This is a genomic window from Epilithonimonas sp. 33E (assembly GCF_059372615.1).
On sequence record NZ_CM182009.1, the window covers coordinates 1232050 to 1248391 of the forward strand.

Genomic DNA, 16342 nt, shown 5'->3' on the forward strand with positions numbered 1-16342 from the left:
TATGGATTACCAAGTCAATTATATCAATCCGGAAATCAAACTTTCCAGTTACGAAGGCAAGCTATTCAAAACAGAAGCAGCTTTTACAGACCATTTGCTGGTTTGGCTGATTTCCGGTGAGACCAAAATTATCCAGGCTGACGAAAGCTTTATTTTCGGTGCAGGAAGTACTTTTTTGATTCCGAGAAACCAGTTGGCGACGATTATCAACTATCCGAAAGACGGATTGCCGCATAAAGCCGTTGCAATGCATTTGTCGGCCGAAAGATTGAGAGCATTTTATAATGATAAACACTCAAAATCAAAAATTCCAACAGAGAAAATCATCAGTTTCGAGAAACATCCTTTATTGGAAAGCTGTTTGAATTCGTTGATCCCGTATTTTGAGATGCAAAATAATTTCCCGGAAAATATTGCCTCACTGAAAATTAACGAGGCAATTAATATTCTCAGAACAATTGACGAAAATATTGATGCTGTTCTTAATAATTTTGATGAACCGGGAAAAATTGATCTGGTAACTTTTATGGAAAAGAATTTTATGTTCAATATGCCGCTGGAGAAATTCGGATATCTCACGGGTCGCAGTTTGACAACTTTCAAACGTGATTTTTATAAGGCCTTCAATTCCACACCGCAAAGGTGGCTGACAAAAAAACGTCTGGAATTAGCCCATTATGAAATTGCAGAGAAACATAAAAAACCGGTAGGTGTTTATTTCGAAACAGGGTTTGAAAATCTGTCCCATTTTTCTTTTGCTTTCAAGAAACAGTTTGGATATGCTCCAACGAGGCTTGTGTCAAATATTCAATAAAATTCAAAAAATATTGAATAAAAATTTGCAAACGTAAAAAGTTTTCATACTTTCGTTAAAGATTTACAAAATAATGAATTTCACTTTCACAACAACAACGTCTACATCAACAACTACAAGATCTGTAAGTTGCAGGAAGGTGCGTTTGTGAATTTGAATAAACAATCATAACAAAAAGCCTTTCTGACTTCAGAAAGGCTTTTTTTCATTTCTAAAATAATAACAAATGAAAATATTAAAATTCGGAGGAACTTCGGTTGGAAGTGTAGAAGCATTGAGAAATGTAAAATCAATTGTTGAAAAAGAATTTAGCAAAAACGAACCTTTAATCATCGTCTGTTCCGCTTTATCAGGAATAACCAATGCGCTTTTATCATCGTCAGAAGAAGCCTTGAAGCAAAACGATTTTTCTGAAATCCTGAAATCTGCGGAAGAAAAACACTATCAGCTCATCTCAGAATTATTACCAAGAACCGCTCAGAATCCATTATTAATGATGGTAAAAGTAAGTTTCAATGAAATTGAGGATATTTTATTCAGTGTGAAAAATTTAGGTGAATTATCAAACAGGATCAAAGATAGATTGCTTTCATATGGGGAACAAATGTCGAGCAAAATTGTTGCAGCTTTCCTGCAATCTGAAAATTTTCCGGCAGTCTTTCAAGATTCCAGAGAATTGATTGTAACGGATTCTCACTTTGGAAATGCCAACATTGATTACAAAACTACCAACGAAAATCTAAAGAACTGGAAACCGGTAAATCAAATTTATGTCGTGACAGGTTTTATCGCCAAAGACAAAAATGATGACACAACAACTTTGGGTAGAGGTGGTTCGGATTACACCGCAGCGATTTTAGGTTCGGGTTTAAAAGCTGATGAGATCCAGATTTGGACCGATGTAGACGGTTTTCTGACTGCGGATCCAAGATTGGTAAAGAATGCATTTTCTCAATCGCAATTGAGTTATCAGGAAGCGATGGAAATGTCATATTTTGGCGCAAAGGTGATTTATCCGCCAACGATGATTCCGGCTATCGAAAGTCAGATTCCTATTTATATCAAAAATACTTTCCAGCCGGAAAATGTAGGAACTTTGATTCATCAGAAATCTGAAGTTTCAAAAGGTTTAATCAAAGGAATTGTGTCTATCGAAAAAACTTGTCTCATCAATATTACAGGAAACGGAATGATTGGAATGAAGGGGTTCAGCGGAAGATTGTTCAATGCTTTGGCTAGATATGAAGTTAATGTTATTCTGATTACGCAGGCGAGTTCTGAACACAGTATTTCGTTTGTGGTATCTTTTGATGATGAGAAAAAAGCAAAAAAAGCAATCTATGAAGAATTTGATTTTGAATTAAATTCTAACAAAATTGATGAACCGCAGTTCGATAATGAGTTAAGTATTATTTCTGTTGTTGGAGAGAATATGAAAAAAACGAGAGGAATCAGCGGAAAATTTTTTAGTGCTATGGGCAGAAACGGTATCAATATCATTGCAATTGCACAAGGTTCATCTGAGCTTAATATTTCTGCAGTCATTGAAAGAAATGAATTGTCAAAAGCTCTTAATGTTGTTCACGATTCGTTGTTACTTTCTCCGGTTAAAACCTTCAATGTGATGTTCGCGGGAACTGGGAACATCGGAAAAGAATTATTCCGTCAATTGGAAAGAGAACAGAAAAATCTTGAAGACAATCATCAGATTAAAATTAATGTTGTAGGAATTACGAATAGCAGAGAAATGAAAATTTTTGATCACCCTGAATCATATTTTGATTTAAATTATAACTTTAATATGAATTTGCAAAAATCAGATTTAAAAGAATTTATAAATATTATTTCAAGTATAAGTTTACCCAATTTGGTATTTGTAGATAACACTTCAAGCGAAGATGTCGTTGCTGAATATCCTTTATTATTTGATAACAATATCTCAATTGTAACCTGTAACAAAAAAGGCAATTCTTCTTCTTATGAGCAGTATACTAAATTTAAAAGACTGGCAAAGAAGAATAATGTCAATTTCTTATATGAAACCAATGTCGGAGCCGGACTTCCCATTATCAAAACCTTGAATGACCTTTGGATTTCCGGTGACGAAATTCTGAAAATCGAAGCCATTCTGTCAGGAACAATTTCTTATATTTTTAATAATTATGTTGGAGATAAAACTTTTGCTGAGGTTGTAAGAACAGCCCAAGAATTAGGTTATACAGAACCAGACCCAAGAGACGATTTGAACGGAATGGATTTCTCCAGAAAAATGCTGATTCTCGGAAGAGAAATTGGTTTGCCGTTGGAAATGTCGGATGTCAATATCAAAGATTTTCTTCCGGATGCTTGTCTCAAAGCTGAATCCATTCCTGCTTTTTACGAAGAACTGGAAAAACACGAACCTTACTTTTCATCGTTCAAAAAAGAAGCTGAAAATTCCGGTAGAAAATTGAGATTAATCGGTGTTCTCGAAGATGGAAAAATTAATATTGAAGTTCAGATTGTTGATGCTGATCATCCATTTTTCGGATTGTCAGGAAGCGATAATATTATCTCGTTCACAACTTCCAGGTACAAGAATACGCCGCTGGTAGTGAAAGGACCTGGCGCGGGCGCAGAAGTAACAGCTGCAGGCGTTTTTGCAGATTTGGTAAGAGTTACAGCGCAATAATAGTTGTTAATGATTAATTAGCAATGATTAATTTTTAACAAGAATCAATTAACAATTTACCATTTACCATTAACAATTAATAATCAAAAATGGATTCTATAAAAGTTTTTGCGCCGGCAACTGTTGCTAATGTTGTTTGCGGTTATGATATTCTTGGTTTTGCAATAGAAGAACCGGGCGATGAAATCATTTTAAGAAAGAACGATTTCAACCAAATTATTATCACAAAAATCGAGGGCGATAATGGAAAACTCCCAAAAGATCCGGCTAAAAATGTTGTTTCGCACGTCATCCGGTTGTTTCTCGAAAAAATAAATTCAAACCAAGGGATTGATATTGAATTATATAAAAAAATGCCGCTCAACAGCGGAATGGGTTCCAGCGCAGCAAGCAGTGTTGCTGCTTTGGTTGCGATTAACGAACTGATGGAAAAACCATTTTCCAAACAAGATTTATTACCGCTTGCAATGGAAGGCGAAAGAATCGCTTGCGGTAATGCACACGCCGACAATGTTGCGCCCGCACTTTTGGGAGGTTTGGTTCTAATCAGAAGTTATGAGCCGTTGGACGCGCTGAAATTGCCTTATCCACAGGGTTTATCGGTAGTTTCCGTTCATCCGCATGTGGATGTTCCGACTGGCGAAGCTAGGAAAATCATCAAGGAAAGAATCAGTCTCAAATCTGCTGTTCAGCAATGGGGAAATGTTGCCAGTCTGGTTGCCGGATTTTGCACCAACGATTTGGATTTGATTAGCCGAAGTATGGAAGATGTCATCATAGAGCCGGTTCGCGCGATGCTGATTCCGTATTTTTATGAGATGAAACAGCTGGCTTTGGACAACGGCGCGATTGGTTTTGGGATCTCGGGTTCTGGTCCTTCGGTTTTTGCTTTGTGTGAAAAGAAGGAAATTGCGGAAGAAATTTCATTGAAAATAAAAGAATTACTCAATCAAAAAAATATCGAAAGCGAGGCATTTGTTACAAAAATTAATGATTACGGCGCAAGAGTTCTTTAAACTACAAAGGCACAAAGGTTTTCACAAAGGTCACAACGAATTATTATTTTCTGTATTTCAGTAATTATCTGGCTTATTTAGAATCAAATTGGTGGTCTTTGTGGAAAAAAAATTGTGAAACTTGTGGTTAAAATATTTAACTTATCGAATAATAATGAAATACATATCAACAAGACAACAAGAAGAAACGAATATAAAAACTGCCATCCTAAAAGGTTTAGCGGACGACGGCGGACTTTTTATGCCAGAATATATTCCGAAATTAGATTCTGAATTTTTTGAAAATTTATCCAATTTTACTTTGCAGGAAATCGGTTTTCGGGTGGCAAAAGAATTTCTCGGTGAATCTATTTCAGATGAAAATTTAAAAGAAATCATCGATGAGGTTTTGAATTTCGAAATTCCTGCGGTTAAAATCTCAGACAATATTTATTCACTGGAATTATTCCACGGTCCGACAATGGCTTTCAAGGATGTTGGAGCGAGATTTATGGCAAGAATGATGTCCTATTTTTCAGAAGGAAAACCAATGAAAGTGATTGCCGCAACTTCCGGCGATACAGGAAGTGCGGTTGCGTCGGGCTTTTTTGGAGTTCCAGGGATAGAAGTTTATATTCTTTATCCCAAAGGAAAAGTGAGTCCATTACAGGAAAAGCAACTCACAACCTGGGGTGGAAATATCAAAGCTTTAGAAATCGACGGAACTTTTGATAATTGCCAGGCTTTGGCTAAACAAATTTTGTCTGATGAAGAACTGAATCAGAAATTTACATTAACATCTGCAAACAGCATTAATATTGCCAGATTGATTCCACAATCGTTTTATTATTTCTGGGCATTTGCTCAATTGCAGAAACTAGGAAAACCAATTGTGTTTTCAGTTCCGAGTGGGAATTTTGGAAACCTGACAGCCGGACTTTTTGCCAAGAAAATGGGATTGCCAATTCACCAATTCATTGCTTCCACCAACGAGAACGATGTTGTTCCAAAGTTCTTAGAAACCGGAAATTACCAACCAAAACCTTCCAGACAAACCATTAGTAATGCAATGGATGTTGGGAATCCAAGCAATTTTGAAAGGATGAAAAGCTTATTCAGTAATGATATTTCAGAATTCAGAAAAGAGATTGTTTCTTATTCTTTTTCGGATGAAGAGACAAAAAATACAATGCGAAAAGTGAAGAAAGAATTTAATTATACACTTGATCCGCACGGAGTTGTTGCTTATCTTGGATTGGAGAATCTTCGGCAAGCTCAGAGTGACAATATAAGTGAAAATTTTATTGGGATTTTATTAGAAACAGCTCACCCTGCGAAGTTTGTGGAAGTGGTGGAAGAGGTTCTGAAAGAGAAAGTTATAATCCCGGAAAAACTGGAAGCATTTAACAAAAAAGAAAAACAATCCTTAGAATTTTCTGTTGATTTTGAATCTTTGAAAAGCTATCTGATGGAGGAGAAGTGATAATTTTTTGATTTACAGTTTTTAATCCGAAAAATAATCCTATCTTTGCACCCGAATTACATAATAATTATTAAAACAATATTGGAATGTATCTAACAACAGAAAAAAAAGCAGAAATTTTCGCAAAACACGGTAAATCTGCACAAGACACAGGAAGCGCTGAAGGACAAGTTGCTCTATTCACTTTTAGAATCAACCACCTTTCTCAGCACTTAAAAGCTAACCACAAAGATTTCGCTACAGAAAAATCTCTTGTAAAATTGGTAGGGAAGAGAAAAGCTCTTCTTGATTATTTGAAAAATAAAGATATCAATAGATATAGAGCGATTATCGCAGAATTAGGAATCAGAAAATAATTCCAGGTTCAGGTAAAACAAAAAAGCAACTCAATTTGGGTTGCTTTTTTATTTGAATTTATCCTTGCTAAAATATAAAATTATTAATTTTCTATAACTTTTGTTTTGGCAAGTAAATCTCCTAATCTTTGACTTTCATTTGAATTTTTGATTATAATTATTGCTATCAATCCAAAAAAGAACATATCTAAAAAATCTACAATATGTCTCAAAAAAGATTGTTTTAATGTGATTTTATTCCCAGTTTGCAAATCAATAGGTTTTAATCTAACAATAAAATTTCCTAAAGTTGAATTAAAAGTGATTTCTATTATACAAAAATACACGAACCAAAATATTATAATTGGAAATGTTTTAATTCCATTAACAGAATATTCTCCTTCATTATTTGAACTTCCAAAATTATAAATGTAAAAATAGGTTAAAATCAATATTATTGAATAATCAATAAAACCAGCAATATACCTTCTGAAAATAAATTTTTCATTTTTCACTTTATTGATTTTTCAGTTTATTCAAGCTTCAGCAACCTCAGATTTCCTAGAATTCTTAAACAGAAAATATCCTCCAACCAAACTCAACAAAACAAACAAACCAAAACTTATCAAAGAGAATAATTTTCCTTTTTCGATAACGGCAGGCTCAAATTTCATTTCGATTTTATGCTTTCCTGCAGGAACGTAAAGCGCTCTTAGAAGATAATTCGCTTTGATGTAATCTACCTTGTTTCCATCCAAATAAACATTCCAGCCGTGCGGATAATAAATTTCTGAAAATACAGCTAACTGAGAAGTTTTAGAAGATGATTCAAATGACAATTCGTTTGGTTGATAAGTCTTCAAATCCAAATAAGCGGTTGAATCTTTAACCAAATTTTTTCCATTGAAATAAGCTTTGTCATCTTTCGAAATCACAGCAATAGTCTTGGTGTCAACATTTCCTGTCTCGTTAAGTTCTTCGTTTGGGTTGTTCACGAATTTAATATCAGAAACAAACCAAGCGTTGCCGTTGGCTTCTGGATTAGGTGTAATTTCTGGTTTTTGCTGGTCACCCACTAAGAAATATTTGGTATTCAGCATGTTCAGTATTCTAACTGTTTTCACCTGGTCAGTTGTTGAGAAATATTTGTTGATGAGATCATCATATCTTCTCAATTTCACGGCGTGATAACCACCAATCGAAGATTTAAAATAAGACGTATTAGTCTCGCTGAAAGTTGATAGAATATTATTAAAAATTCTGTAATGGTCTTTATCTTTTTCAGCAATAGTTTGAAGAGCTTTATTAACTTCGGTTTGTTGCAAAAGACTTTGAACAAAAGAATCGTTCCCAGCTTTGCTCATCAGATATTCCGAATTTTCGGTCTGGAATGGATAATCAGCAAAAGTTTTATCCACGAAGTTATCATCATTCAAATAACGTTTGTTAACGGTCCAAAGATCGAACAAACTCACGAATCCAATTATTAATAGAACAACATTTACATTCAGTTTTTTCTTTAATCCTAAAAACAAAGCGCCCGCAGTAATCAAAACATAAACAATCGCTTTGATTGCATCAGCCTGAAACATTGATGCTCTTTCACCTACCAAATAATCCAATAAAAATGGTGGAAGATAAGTTTTCTCATTCGCTGTATAGAATCCTAAAATTCCTTTTCCGAAAACCAGCAAAATCAGAGTAATTCCGAGAACCGTTCCCGAAACATAAAGCAAGATTTTCTTTTTGTATTCTTCTGTTAGATTTTCATCCGTAAAGAATTTGTACAATCCAAGAATTGCAATCAGCGGGAATAAAAACTCGACAACCACCAAGATAGAAGACGGTGCACGGAATTTATTATACATCGGAATATAATCGATAAAGAAGTCCGTAAGAACTGAGAAATTGCTTCCCCAAGCTAATAAAACGGTCAAAATCGATGCGCTTAAAATCCAATATCTGTACTTTTTTCCGGCAAAGAAAAACCCTAAAATCGCCAGGAAACAAACAACCGCACCTTGATAAGCTGGTCCAGATGTGCTCGGTTGGTCGCCCCAATAAGTCAGGCTTCCAAAACCTTTCATCATCATTTCGTATTCCTGTTGAGATTTGATATTTTCCTGAGCCAATTCCTGCACTTTTTCCATCATTTTGTCCGAGCCTGGTTCCTGACTTCCACCGCCCATTAATCTCGGAATGAATAAGTTAAGTGTTTCCAGTTTTCCATAGCTCCACATTGTGATGCTTTCTTTGTCCATTCCAGATTTTCCGGCGGTGTGAGAACTTGTGTTAAGGATTTGTTTTCCACGAACAGTTTCTTTTACATATTCGGCATTGGCCATAATTCTTTGGGAATTCATTCCAACACCAATGATCACTGCTAATCCGACCAATCCGGACGAAATCAGGAAATGTTTCCATTCAATTTTTCCTTTGATGGCTCTTATCAATTCGGATAGGAATAAGAATCCTAATCCAAGGAACAGATAATAAGTCATCTGTGGGTGGTTCGCACAAATCTGTAAACCAGCAAAAAGCGCTGTAACAATGAATCCGAGAATGTATTTTTTTCTAAAATAAACGAGTATGATTCCGGCTAAAAGTGGTGCGAAATAAGCAATTGTATGAACTTTCCCGTTGTGTCCGGCCGCAATAATAATGTAGAAATAAGTGGATAATCCGAAGAATGTTGCGCCTAATAAAGCATATTTCCAGTTACGTACCGCAACCATTCCCAGAAAGAAAAATCCTGCAAACAATAAGAATAAATAATTCGCAGGTTTTGGAAGGAACAAAAACAAATCATCTATTTTTTTGATGACATCACCACGGAATTGTGCTCCGGTTTGATAAGTCGGCATTCCGCCAAACATTGCATCGCTCCAATAGGTTTCTTTATCGTTATTCGCACGATATTGCAACAATTCTTCTGCGCCACCTTTGTAAAATACGATATCGTGCTGCATCAATCGTTTTCCTGAAATAACAGGATTGGCATAAACCACCGCCAGCAAAATGAAAATGACAAGACTTGCAAGAACGAATATTAGATTTTTGTTGTTTTTGAACATACAATGATTGCTTTAAATTTTCGAAATCCAAATTTAATATTAAAAAACCTTTCAGACTCAAAAATCTGAAAGGTTTTGTGTTTATTTTAATTAAGATTTAAACTAAGGTTTCTTCTCTTCCTTTATTTCTTCGTAATCTACAGTTTCCGCATCCCAATTTACTTTTTTCGCAGGCATTTTTTTAGAAGTGGCTTGCTGATGGTTCTGCTGTTGATTTTTAGGATTCAATGTTGGGAAATTTTTATAGAATGCATTAAAAAACAATCTTTTCAAAATATTCCAAACGAAGAATATAATAATAGTTGCTAATATGAATTCGAAAATGTATTTCATTTCCTGATTTTATTTATAAGAAGGATTAATGATGATAGACGTTGTCGAGTTTTTCGACATACTTTGCGTCTGTTTACCGTCTGACAACGATTCTTTCTGATTGGTTTTTACCGACAGATTCTGATTCAGAAGCCAGCCCGTATTCTCATCGACAATGATTTTTCCGCTTTCAGAACCGCCCATACTCATCGTGTGCGTCATTCCGTCTTTGGATTGCTTGTCGGATTTGGAAGGAATTGTTCCTTTCACATCTATTTCTGCCTTGCCGTCTTCCACTTTTATCAAAGTGAAAGTCAATGTTTGCTTCAGCTTTCCACTTGGGTCGATGTCTTCAGAAGTGGTCCATTTTTCTCCGATTTTAACACCCTTTGCCGGAATCAGTTTCAGATTTTTTCCTAATTGCTCCTTCATCATTTCTTCATTGAAGCCTGCTTTGAAGCTTTCAATAATCACGTCCTGCTGTTTTTTATCTTTAATTGTTCCTGCGATTGCTTTTCTCAGGTTATTATGAACAGTATCGAAACCAGTTATCGATTTGATGTTTCCGAAAGCGTCCATTTTTACATTCAGTTTGTTGCCGGCCAGGCCTTTGCTAACCATATAATCCATTTTCAGAGCATCTTCTTTTGGCGCAGATTGTTTGGTATCGATAACAACTGTTTTTCCGTTGGCAGAACTTGACATTCTTTTGCCCACCATATTGAGCGTCATATCATAAATGTTGTCTTTGAAATCGTTTACGGTTACAGACATTTCGTCTGTGGTTTCATTGGTTCCTGACATTGTTTTTCCGTCCGGTGAAGTAAATGTTTGGATTTCTCTCTGGTAAGACACCAAAGGATAAGTCACGCCTTTTTCCAGAATGAATTTTTGTTTATAAATGCCACTGCTGTCAGCAATCGCTTTTGGTTTTGCCGCTTCTTCCGGTGAAACTTCTACCGTTACGGTTTCTGTTTTTCCCGTTTTCGGGTCCACTCTTGTAATTGTTTTCGTTTCTTTTTTACAAGCTGTTAATGTTATTGCAATAAGCGCAAGCGCCGTTAATTTTTTCATAAATGATATTTGATAAATGATGAATGATTTTTTACCATTCTGTGTTTAATATAATATTTTGGGCAATCCCCTCGCTAGAGCTCAAGGCCACCGCTCGGGTCGGGCTATCCGTTACAATCTTTTTATTTCCCGAAGCTCAATGCCATCAAAAATAAAAGGGATTTCCACTGCTATCCCTATTGCAGTTGTACGTTTCAGAAAGTTGGGAAACTAACACTCAAGCTCTCTAACTCAACTTCTGTCTCACCGCTTCATAGAGAATGGCACCACAAGCTACAGAGACGTTCAGTGATTGGGTTTTACCTTCTATTGGAAGTTTTATTTTTTCATCAGCGTGATGAAGTACTTCTTTGGAAATTCCTGTCTCTTCGTTTCCCATCACGATAGCGCAGGGTTCTCGGAAGTCGACATCATATATCAATTTCTGCGCCTTTTCTGTTGCTGCAAAAACGGAAACACCACTTTGCTGCAGAAAATCAACGGTATGCGCAAGGTTTTTTTCTTTGCAGATTTTGATATTGTAAATGGCGCCTGCAGACGTTTTAATTGCATCAGAATTAATCGGTGCTGCACCTTTTTCAGGAATGACAACGGCATGAATGCCAACACATTCTGCAGTTCTGCAAATGGCACCAAAGTTTCTGACGTCGGTTAAACGGTCAAGAACTAAGATAAAAGGTGTTTTACCTTCTTCAAAAAGTTGAGGCAATACATCTTCGATTTTGTGGAATGGAACATCAGAAATGAAAGCAACCACACCTTGGTGGTTTTTTCTGGTAAAACGATTCAGTTTTTCTACAGGAACATAATTGGGACGGATGTTATGTTTTGAAAGAAGTTGTTTCAGTTCAATATAGATTTCGCCCTGCAACGCATTCTGCACAAATATTTTGTCAATAGTTTTTCCTGCTTCGATAGCTTCTAATATAGGCCTTAACCCGAAAATAAAATCGTCTTTTTTCTCTTGATTCATTAATGAGATTTTGAATTGACAAAAGTAAGGCTTTTGATTTTAGTTTTATCTTAAGAAAAATGTAAAATTTCTAACCACAAAAGGCACAAAAGGAAATTATTATAGAATTGATTTGGAATAAGTTGAAAAAGAAAAACTTATAAAGTTGTTTGAACTTTCAACGAAATATTAAGTTAAAAAACTTTTTAATTTTTGTAGTTTGTATAATTTAATCCAAAACAAAAACCAGAAATTCATTATTCTCCGTTTTGAATTTCAAATCACCGGTTTTTCTGAGATCTTCAAAAAGAGGTGTTGGGAAAGTATCATCAAACTGTTTGGTTTTGAAGAATTTGCCTTTCAATTTTAATGGAATTTTCTTAATCAATTGATCTGTCGTAACCGGAATTTTAAATTTTCGTTTTTCCGGAATTTTGGAATCGACGTAGAAACAATGGTCAATTAATTCCGCTTTGTCAACGAACTTATTGTAATCGGATGTTTTGATAAAGTTAGGCAAATTCATGTCCGCCCAGGTCAGATAAAGCACTTCGATTTCCTGAGTTTTGCTAATCGGCTGATAATATTTGAACCGCTCATTTTCCGACTTTGAAAAAGATAAAATCATTAAAGTTAAAATCGGAAAAATATATCGCAAATTCATTGAAATCATTTCTCAATTATAAACTACTCAATCCTTCGCCAATCAAAGCTCTTTTCTGTGCGAGAATATATCCGTAATGAATACTCTCGTGCATATTGTTGAAAATAATTGCATCCTGGATATTTTTCAAATCAATCCCAAAACTGGTGGAATAGGGTGTGTAATCCTGGAAAAAATCATTGTCAAAATCTTTCATCAGAATTTTTGAAGTTTCAATCAAAAGATAAGCTAAATCCTCCATTTCGGACTGCTTCACATCTACATTAGCAAAAGTTCCTTTTTTGTAAGTTTCCACCCAGTATTTATCAATCCGGAATTGGTTTCCGCTAAGGTAATAACATAACAATTGTTGTGTCGCAACACAATGGGCGATGTTCCAGTAGATATTATTATTGAATCCGTCAGGGATCGTGAGAAGGTCTTTTTCCGAAGTATTTTGTAAAATATCAAGCAGATTTTTTCTGACTTGTCTGTGATTGGCAAAATGATAATTCATTTTTTGAATAAAAGTTTATTTAGTTCAAAGTTATATTAATTATAAATAAACGACAAATAATCCATATTTATTAGAATCTAACGCAAAAGTTTGTAACATTTGGAACTTTACTTTAACAAATATTTAACGCAAGATTAGCAATTATTGTGTTTGCCGTTGCAGGTTTTTATATGAAATTTACCAATTATTAAGATTAACTATGTCAGAATTGAATCAAGCTGAAGATATCAGACAGCTTACAGAGAAAGTAAAAGAACAGAATTACTTTTTTAATATTCTAAAACAAGAAATCAACCGCGCTATTATTGGTCAGGAATATATGATTGACCGTCTCTTGATAGGACTTCTGGGAAATGGTCACGTCCTTTTGGAAGGCGTTCCCGGTTTAGCAAAAACTTTGGCAATCAAAACTTTGGCAGAAGCTGTTCACGGACAGTTTTCCCGGATTCAGTTTACGCCGGATTTATTGCCTGCAGATGTTGTAGGAACAATGATTTATAATGTCAAAGACAATGATTTTTCTATAAAAAAAGGGCCGGTATTTGCGAACTTCGTTTTGGCAGATGAGATCAACAGAGCACCAGCGAAAGTTCAGTCCGCACTTCTTGAAGTAATGCAGGAAAAGCAGGTAACTATAGGCGATGAAACACTTCCTCTGCCAAAACCTTTCCTGGTATTGGCCACCCAAAACCCGATTGATCAGGAAGGAACTTATCTTTTGCCGGAAGCGCAGACCGACCGTTTTATGCTGAAGTGTAAAATCGATTATCCTGAGTTTGAAGATGAAAGAAAAGTAATGCGAATGATTTCTACGCAGGATATTCCGCAAATCCGCCAGGTCGTTAATCTTGAGCAAATTGTTGAAGCCAAAAAACTCATCAATCAGATTTATCTGGATGAGAAAATCGAGAAATATATTCTGGATATGGTTTTTGCAACCCGTTATCCTGAAAAATATGGTTTGTCTGACCTTAAAAATTACATCAGTTTCGGTGCATCGCCGAGAGCAAGTATCAATTTAGCGATTGCTTCCAGAGCTTATGCTTTTATCAAAGGAAGAGCTTTTGTGATCCCGGAAGATGTGAAAGAAATTGCGAAAGATGTTCTGAGACACAGGATCGGATTGAGTTTCGAAGCGGAAGCGGAAGAAGTGACTCAGGACGAAATTGTCAATAGAATTCTTAGTAAAATTCAAGCGCCTTAGTCTGGTTCGAGTGTTTGTGAGTTATAGCGTTAAGGAGTTTTTAACTTGATAAGCTTTAAGCTGGAAAGTTACGTAGGAACGAAATGTTTTTAGAGAAAATCATACGTGAATGGAAACAGCTCCGTAGGAGCAGGACTAAATATTAAAATTTTTAAGACAAATTTCGTCTTAAAAATCTGGTTATCTGTTGATAGTGGTCAATTGTCGAATTGTTATGATAGGAGATGATTTGAAAACTATCAACTGATGACCGACAAAAAATATTAAAAATTAAATTGGAAATAAAAGACATTGTCAAAAAAGTAAAGCAGATAGAAATCCGGACTCGAAAGAAAACGGAAGCATCGCTTATGGGACAATATCACAGCGCTTTCAAAGGTCAGGGAATGACATTTTCCGAAGTAAGACAATACCAGTTCGGAGATGATACACGTCGAATCGACTGGAACAAAACAGCGCGTTTCCGTGAACCATTCGTGAAAGTAATGGAAGAAGAACGGGAACTGATAATGATGCTGGTTGTCGATATTTCTGCATCTATGGATTACGGGACAAAAAATCAATTGAAAAGAGAATACGTTGCGGAGATTTGCGCTTCTCTCGGATTTTCGGCGACGGGAAATAATGATAAGGTTGGATTGATTTTGTATGCTGATAAAGTGCTGAAAGTTGTTCCGCCACAAAAAGGCAGAAAGCACGTTTTGTCGATTATCAGCAATATCCTCACTGCAGATTATGTTCCTGCACAATCGGATTTGAATTCGGCATTCAATTATATGATGAGTGTTTTCAAAAGAAAATCTCTGGTGTTTGTTTTTTCTGACTTTGAAGATGAATTTGACCAGAAAATCCTTAACGTTACAGCAAGAAAACATCAGTTGTTGGGACTTCGGGTTTTTGACGAAAAAGATATGGAGATTCCTGATATCGGTTACGCACTATTCCGCGATGCAGAAACCGGAAAACAAGTCTGGGCAAATACTTCCAGTTCCAGGTGGCGTTATGAATTTGCGGAACAGCAAAAGCAGAAGATGCGCCAAATTAAAGAAGAATTTGAAAATTCTTCTGCCCATTTTCTTGATGTCAATACATCTGATGATTACAGCAAATTACTTTATCAATATTTCAGGAAATAGAAAAAGCAAGAGTAAAAGAACAAAGAATCAAAACACAATAGACTAACAACTATCAAACAACAACTGTCAATTATATAAATGCCTTACAGACTATTCAAAATATTTTTTTCGTTTTTTATATTCTTTTTTTCATTAGGATTTTCACAAACCTTGTCTTCGAATCTGGACAAAACCACTTTGGCTTTGGGCGAAGTGGCGGTTTTCAAGATTCAGATTCTGGATTTGGACGGGAAAGATGTTCAGATTGCACCAAGGAACGAGTTGCTGCCTTTTCACTTCGAAATGGTCAATGACAGTATTGCGAAACAGAAAGATATCTATCTGCGCTCCGTAAAATTTGCCATTTTTGAGGAAGGAAAATTTAAGATTCCCGAGATTCAGGTAAAAGTTGGAGATAAAATCCTTAAAACTATTCCGTACGAAGTGGAAGTCATTAATACCGCAAAAAAAGGCGACCAGATTAATGACATTATGAAGAACAAGGAAGTGGAGTTGGATGTCAAAGACTATTGGGATCTATACAAGTTCTACGTTCTTTTGGCTTTGATAATTATTGCAATTATTGTTTTGATTATTGGCATTGTAAAATGGAGTAGAAAGCGAAAAGATAGCCCTGTAGTTACTACGAATCAGACCTTAAAGGATTTGGAAAAACTTAGAAAGAAAAATTATATCGAGAACGAAAATTTCCGTGCTTTCTATGTTGAACTGATTGAAATTACCAGAGGTTTTATTACCAAGCAATATCAGATTCCTGCAGATGTTTTGCTGACCGATGATTTAATCGATTATATGAAAAATACGAACGCTATTTCTCAGGAAAATGAAAAAATAGTGGAAGATATATTTTTGCGTGGCGACTTGGTAAAGTTTGCGAAAACGATTCCGACCAAAGAGATAATGTCAAAAGATTTTACAGCAATTCGGGATTTCGTAAAACGTTCTACCAAAGACGTGGAAGCGGAGAATCTTCGAAATAATTCTGTCACAGAAATCTCAGCTGAAGACCAATCCAAATTACGAAAACTCAAATAAATCATTAATCAAAATTCAATTATAATCAACCCGTGAATTTCGAGTTTTACAGTCCGATTTTTCTATTACTTTTTTTATTGTTCATCCCATTATTGAT

Annotated in this window: 15 protein-coding genes; 8 read left to right on the forward strand and 7 right to left on the reverse strand. The window is 35.5% G+C overall.

All coding sequences use genetic code 11. The features are described 5' to 3' along the window. Position 1 precedes the first annotated feature (1 nt). The 5 genes from AC5P2S_RS05805 (at position 2) to rpsO (ending at position 6319) form a co-directional block, all read left to right on the forward strand. The gene (locus AC5P2S_RS05805; protein WP_494556581.1) at positions 2–814 is read left to right on the forward strand and encodes a helix-turn-helix domain-containing protein; all 813 of its coding nucleotides are present in this window, start codon (positions 2–4) and stop codon (positions 812–814) included. Positions 815–1040: 226 nt separating this feature from the next. After that, positions 1041–3485, forward strand: coding sequence for a bifunctional aspartate kinase/homoserine dehydrogenase I (thrA, locus tag AC5P2S_RS05810; RefSeq protein ID WP_494556582.1), 2445 nt, complete (start codon positions 1041–1043; stop codon positions 3483–3485). 89 nt (positions 3486–3574) lie between these two features. Next, positions 3575–4501, forward strand: a complete 927-nt coding sequence (locus AC5P2S_RS05815; protein ID WP_494556583.1) for a homoserine kinase — start codon at positions 3575–3577, stop codon at positions 4499–4501. Positions 4502–4655: 154 nt separating this feature from the next. Beyond that, a complete protein-coding gene (gene thrC / locus AC5P2S_RS05820; protein ID WP_494556584.1) occupies positions 4656–5963 on the forward strand; it encodes a threonine synthase in 1308 nt (435 codons plus the stop codon). 86 nt (positions 5964–6049) lie between these two features. After that, complete coding sequence (gene rpsO, locus AC5P2S_RS05825; protein WP_120213055.1) at positions 6050–6319, forward strand: 30S ribosomal protein S15; 270 nt, start codon at positions 6050–6052, stop codon at positions 6317–6319. An 83-nt stretch (positions 6320–6402) separates the two neighbouring features. On the opposite strand, the gene AC5P2S_RS05830 is transcribed toward rpsO, so the two are convergent. From AC5P2S_RS05830 to AC5P2S_RS05860, 7 genes are all read right to left on the reverse strand, one after another. Beyond that, positions 6403–6813, reverse strand: coding sequence for an RDD family protein (locus AC5P2S_RS05830; protein WP_494556585.1), 411 nt, complete (start codon positions 6811–6813; stop codon positions 6403–6405). Between the two features lie 21 nt (positions 6814–6834). Beyond that, on the reverse strand, positions 6835–9372 hold the full coding sequence (locus AC5P2S_RS05835; RefSeq protein ID WP_494556586.1) for a YfhO family protein: 2538 nt from the start codon (positions 9370–9372) through the stop codon (positions 6835–6837). 102 nt (positions 9373–9474) lie between these two features. After that, positions 9475–9705, reverse strand: coding sequence for a hypothetical protein (locus tag AC5P2S_RS05840; RefSeq protein WP_494556587.1), 231 nt, complete (start codon positions 9703–9705; stop codon positions 9475–9477). Between the two features lie 9 nt (positions 9706–9714). Further along, positions 9715–10758 carry a DUF6263 family protein gene (locus tag AC5P2S_RS05845; RefSeq protein ID WP_494556588.1) on the reverse strand — a complete coding sequence of 348 codons (1044 nt, stop codon included), beginning with the start codon at positions 10756–10758 and terminating at the stop codon, positions 9715–9717. Between the two features lie 226 nt (positions 10759–10984). Then, the gene (rlmB, locus tag AC5P2S_RS05850; RefSeq protein ID WP_494556589.1) at positions 10985–11731 is read right to left on the reverse strand and encodes a 23S rRNA (guanosine(2251)-2'-O)-methyltransferase RlmB; all 747 of its coding nucleotides are present in this window, start codon (positions 11729–11731) and stop codon (positions 10985–10987) included. A gap of 208 nt (positions 11732–11939) precedes the next feature. Then, a complete protein-coding gene (locus AC5P2S_RS05855) occupies positions 11940–12338 on the reverse strand; it encodes a hypothetical protein (protein ID WP_494556590.1) in 399 nt (132 codons plus the stop codon). 52 nt (positions 12339–12390) lie between these two features. Then, positions 12391–12870: a DinB family protein gene (locus tag AC5P2S_RS05860; RefSeq protein ID WP_494556591.1), complete on the reverse strand. Its 480-nt coding sequence runs from the start codon at positions 12868–12870 to the stop codon at positions 12391–12393. A 199-nt stretch (positions 12871–13069) separates the two neighbouring features. On the opposite strand from AC5P2S_RS05860, the gene AC5P2S_RS05865 reads away from it, so the two are divergent. The 3 genes from AC5P2S_RS05865 to AC5P2S_RS05875 all read left to right on the forward strand — a co-directional run bounded on the left by AC5P2S_RS05865 (position 13070) and on the right by AC5P2S_RS05875 (position 16245). Continuing rightward, positions 13070–14074 carry an AAA family ATPase gene (locus AC5P2S_RS05865; RefSeq protein WP_494556592.1) on the forward strand — a complete coding sequence of 335 codons (1005 nt, stop codon included), beginning with the start codon at positions 13070–13072 and terminating at the stop codon, positions 14072–14074. A gap of 275 nt (positions 14075–14349) precedes the next feature. Further along, positions 14350–15210 carry a DUF58 domain-containing protein gene (locus AC5P2S_RS05870; protein WP_494556593.1) on the forward strand — a complete coding sequence of 287 codons (861 nt, stop codon included), beginning with the start codon at positions 14350–14352 and terminating at the stop codon, positions 15208–15210. A gap of 78 nt (positions 15211–15288) precedes the next feature. Continuing rightward, positions 15289–16245, forward strand: a complete 957-nt coding sequence (locus tag AC5P2S_RS05875; RefSeq protein WP_494556594.1) for a BatD family protein — start codon at positions 15289–15291, stop codon at positions 16243–16245. Positions 16246–16342: the final 97 nt, after the last annotated feature.

Bases quoted from the DNA above. Each gene is read 5' to 3' on its own strand.
- AC5P2S_RS05805 (WP_494556581.1), top strand. From the start codon at position 2: ATGGATTACCAAGTCAATTATATCAATCCGGAAATCAAACTTTCCAGT.
- thrA (WP_494556582.1), top strand. From the start codon at position 1,041: ATGAAAATATTAAAATTCGGAGGAACTTCGGTTGGAAGTGTAGAAGCA.
- AC5P2S_RS05815 (WP_494556583.1), top strand. From the start codon at position 3,575: ATGGATTCTATAAAAGTTTTTGCGCCGGCAACTGTTGCTAATGTTGTT.
- thrC (WP_494556584.1), top strand. From the start codon at position 4,656: ATGAAATACATATCAACAAGACAACAAGAAGAAACGAATATAAAAACT.
- rpsO (WP_120213055.1), top strand. From the start codon at position 6,050: ATGTATCTAACAACAGAAAAAAAAGCAGAAATTTTCGCAAAACACGGT.
- AC5P2S_RS05835 (WP_494556586.1), bottom strand. From the start codon at position 9,372: ATGTTCAAAAACAACAAAAATCTAATATTCGTTCTTGCAAGTCTTGTC.
- AC5P2S_RS05840 (WP_494556587.1), bottom strand. From the start codon at position 9,705: ATGAAATACATTTTCGAATTCATATTAGCAACTATTATTATATTCTTC.
- AC5P2S_RS05845 (WP_494556588.1), bottom strand. From the start codon at position 10,758: ATGAAAAAATTAACGGCGCTTGCGCTTATTGCAATAACATTAACAGCT.
- rlmB (WP_494556589.1), bottom strand. From the start codon at position 11,731: ATGAATCAAGAGAAAAAAGACGATTTTATTTTCGGGTTAAGGCCTATA.
- AC5P2S_RS05855 (WP_494556590.1), bottom strand. From the start codon at position 12,338: ATGATTTTATCTTTTTCAAAGTCGGAAAATGAGCGGTTCAAATATTAT.
- AC5P2S_RS05860 (WP_494556591.1), bottom strand. From the start codon at position 12,870: ATGAATTATCATTTTGCCAATCACAGACAAGTCAGAAAAAATCTGCTT.
- AC5P2S_RS05865 (WP_494556592.1), top strand. From the start codon at position 13,070: ATGTCAGAATTGAATCAAGCTGAAGATATCAGACAGCTTACAGAGAAA.
- AC5P2S_RS05875 (WP_494556594.1), top strand. From the start codon at position 15,289: ATGCCTTACAGACTATTCAAAATATTTTTTTCGTTTTTTATATTCTTT.